3 protein-coding genes are annotated in these 3,338 nt (G+C 37.5%); 2 read left to right on the top strand and 1 reads right to left on the bottom strand.

Annotated features, from left to right (window positions below):
• Positions 1 to 111 precede the first annotated feature (111 nt).
• On the top strand, positions 112 to 693 hold the full coding sequence (locus AB4Z17_RS32930; RefSeq protein WP_441964606.1) for a hypothetical protein: 582 nt from the start codon (positions 112 to 114) through the stop codon (positions 691 to 693).
• Between the two features lie 65 nt (positions 694 to 758).
• Here the strand turns inward: AB4Z17_RS32930 and AB4Z17_RS32925 are convergent, their stop codons facing one another.
• Positions 759 to 2,585, bottom strand: a complete 1,827-nt coding sequence (locus AB4Z17_RS32925) for an APC family permease (RefSeq protein ID WP_076265621.1) — start codon at positions 2,583 to 2,585, stop codon at positions 759 to 761.
• A gap of 150 nt (positions 2,586 to 2,735) precedes the next feature.
• Between AB4Z17_RS32925 and AB4Z17_RS32920 the strand changes: the two genes are divergently transcribed.
• Complete coding sequence (locus tag AB4Z17_RS32920) at positions 2,736 to 3,212, top strand: DUF4181 domain-containing protein (RefSeq protein WP_441964604.1); 477 nt, start codon at positions 2,736 to 2,738, stop codon at positions 3,210 to 3,212.
• The last annotated feature ends 126 nt before the right edge of the window (positions 3,213 to 3,338 follow it).

Below are 3,338 nucleotides of genomic sequence, written 5' to 3'. Positions count from 1 at the left end.
GCGCAACTTTCAATCCTATTACTCGTCTGTAAATTATGGGATTATTTTGAAAGCGAAATTAGAATGAGATAGAAGACTTTGCAATAGAATGATTCACGAATAGGAGACAAGATGAATCCAAAACGGTCCAGAATACTTATTTACTCTGTATGTGTATTTCTTCTCCTTGTTTATTTTGGAAATAGAAGCGGGTATGTATTTAGTGAAAGTAAAGCACTGAAAGAGGCATATCCTCGTGAAGACGGAGAAGCGGTGTATCACCAAGCATTTGGGAAGGATAAAATAGTTATATGGAAAATGGAGGATATGGATTTTGTTAAGCTCGTTACGAAGAAATGGGGATTTCTATATCGCGTATCCGAGACCTCTCCATTAGCGCCAAGCGCTAACGAACCTAATACCATTCAACGAACATGGTCAGCTCAGTTGAATGCCAACAAAATGTACGACATTATTTTTGCATTTTCTACGATTAACCCTGAGATAAAGCGAGTCATTATTAGCAATGATAGTTTTAGCAACGTTGAAGAGGACAATTTGGAAGTCATTAAGAGCGACTCAACGGTATACATTGAATTACCTGTACGAAGTGGGTATGCAGTTTCTTATCAAGAAATAAATCCTAAGGACAATAGGGGATTTGTTTTTCGAGGCATGGATAACAATGGTCATTTGATCGCAGCAACTAGATAGCAATAAAAGGCTGCCATCGGCAGCCTTTTATTCATGGAACAATTGCATCATAATCGTTCAAGTCATTATTTTTTCAAGTGATAAGGTACTGTAGTGACGATCACATTTCTTCTATATAACAAGTGAGCACGAATCAATAAACTGGATTGGTTATGCAGCATATTGTGCCATCCTTTTTTTGGAATAAACTGCGGGATGATGACAGTAACTTTGTAATTTGATTCACTCGCCTTGCGCTGAACGGTATCAATAAATTTAGTTAATGGTTGAATGATGCTTCGATATGGCGAATGTAAAGTAACTAGTCGCACATCAGGCTGCCACATTTTCCATTTCTCTTCGAAAGTGAATTCATCCTCTCTTTCAAATGGAATATGAACGGCAATGATCTGGTGAGCAGATAGCGATTTGGCGTAATTCAATGAGTTCTCGACCACATGCGTAATACCAGCTACAGGAAGTATGATGACATTCCCCTCAATAGGAATAGCAGCCTCAGAGGTCGTAATTCGCAGTTGATCGGCTACAGATTCATAATGCTTTCTAATTCGGTGAAAGAGCAAAATGATAAGAGGTAGAAAAACTAATACGGACCACACCTGTGCGAATTTGGTTAAAAAGAACATCATGGTGACGATAAAGCTTATAACCGCACCTGTTGAGTTAATGATTAGCTTAGATATCCAGCCTTGCGGTTTTTCACGAATCCATTTTACCATCATACCCGTCTGCGAGAGGGTAAAGGGGATAAATACACCTACGGCATAAAGCGGGATGAGATGCTCAGTTCGGCCTTCAAATGCTATAATCAACAGGATTGAGAAAACGCCTAGAATAATAATGCCGTTGGAATAACCTAATCTGTCTCCTCTAATGGTAAACATTCGAGGGATGAATTTATCTTTGGCTAAGTTGACTGCCAGCAAGGGGAAAGCAGAATATCCCGTATTAGCAGCAAGGATCAGAATTAATGCGGTTGTTCCTTGAATAAAATAATACATAAAGTTCCGACCAAACGTATGTTCAGCAATGTCTGAAACAACGGTGACTTCTTCCCTCGGACTAATTCCATAGTAATAAGCTAAAAATACGATTCCAGAAAATAATATGGCAAGCAGCGATCCCATCGCAATTAACGTTTTGGAAGCATTATTTGGAGACGGGCTTTTAAAGTTGGGTATTGCGTTCGAGATAGCTTCAACCCCAGTTAAAGCAGAACTTCCGGAGGAAAAAGCTTTCAGCAGCAGAAACAAACTGATTCCCGCCACTGGCGTTCCAATAGGTGTATGTAATTCTGGCGAGACATTGCCTAATAGAATGTTGTAAATGCCTACAATGATTAAAATGAATAAAGCTAAAACAAATAAATAAACCGGATAGGCTAATATTGAAGCGGACTCCGTTACACCCCTTAAATTCAAGATGGTTATAAATAATACAAAAATAATCGCAATGATCACATTATAAGGATGCAAGCTTGGGAAAGCAGATGTAATGGCATCTGTTCCGGCAGATACACTTACCGCTACCGTTAAGATATAGTCAACTAACAATGAGCCACCGGCAACTAACCCAGAGTATACACCTAGATTTTTCTTGGATACGACATAAGCTCCTCCGCCATGAGGATATGCGAAAATAATTTGCCTATAGGATAAAATAAGTGCTAATAATAAAATCAATACACCAATGGCAATCGGTATGGAATACCAAAATGCTGCTGCACTAACGGTGATCAAGACTAACAATATTTGTTCAGGACCATATGCCACTGAAGATAAGGCATCTGAAGAAAGAATGGCAAGAGCTTTTGTTTTATTCAGTTTTTGCTCGCCTAATTCCGTTGATTTTAATGGTCGTCCGATTAAAAATCTTTTTAATGAAGAAAACATTCGTTAGCCTCACCTCGCTTAATTTATTGTGTGTATATTACCCTGCAAATGAAATAAATAAACTTTATGAAATTAAACTGGAGCGACTTAACAATCGCATAATCATTCCTTCCTTTTTGAACTTCAAAAACGTAGTATGGTACTTATTACATGGAGTTTGTTCTTGGTTTAAATAATGATGAGTTGGCCAATTTTATTCTCCGCAAAGGATCAAAAACAAATGAAATGGGATTTGATAATAAAATAAATTATTTAATTTATTCAGCAGAGAGAGTAGGAGGGAGTGATTTAATGGGTGGTCAAATTGGAGTAGTAGGCATACTACTCGTTTTTGCTAGTTTATTTTTAAGAAAATGGATTGTTGGAACTGCAAAAAAAGAAACTTCAGATAAGGGTAAAAAAATGAGTATGTGGGGAATGATTATCGCAGCAATCATAGCAGCAGCTAATATTATTTTTATTGATTTAGAAGGAAATGCTCTGAAATGGTTTTGTATGGTGTTCATTTTTATCATTGCGGGCTTTCAATCATTTGTAGATTGGAAGTTTCTAAAAGGATCAAAAGAATATATAGTTACACTTCTCGTTTTAGTTATTGGTGTAACTTTATCTTATTTCATCGTCTAGTATTTCGGATCGGCTTGGCTGTTAGGGAAGATGTACAAGCTGAAATACGCGAGGAGCACTTGACGCTACTAGTGCTTGATTCAAGAAACTGCGATCCCATTACAATGTTTCAGTGAGGTTAGGTAT

This window comes from Paenibacillus sp. TAF43_2, from assembly GCF_052113545.1.
Classification (GTDB): Bacteria; Bacillota; Bacilli; order Paenibacillales; family Paenibacillaceae; genus Pristimantibacillus.
This window is presented reverse-complemented; position numbering and strand designations above follow the sequence as displayed.

Bases quoted from the DNA above. Each gene is read 5' to 3' on its own strand.
- AB4Z17_RS32920 (WP_441964604.1), top strand. From the start codon at position 2,736: ATGGAGTTTGTTCTTGGTTTAAATAATGATGAGTTGGCCAATTTTATT.
- AB4Z17_RS32925 (WP_076265621.1), bottom strand. From the start codon at position 2,585: ATGTTTTCTTCATTAAAAAGATTTTTAATCGGACGACCATTAAAATCA.
- AB4Z17_RS32930 (WP_441964606.1), top strand. From the start codon at position 112: ATGAATCCAAAACGGTCCAGAATACTTATTTACTCTGTATGTGTATTT.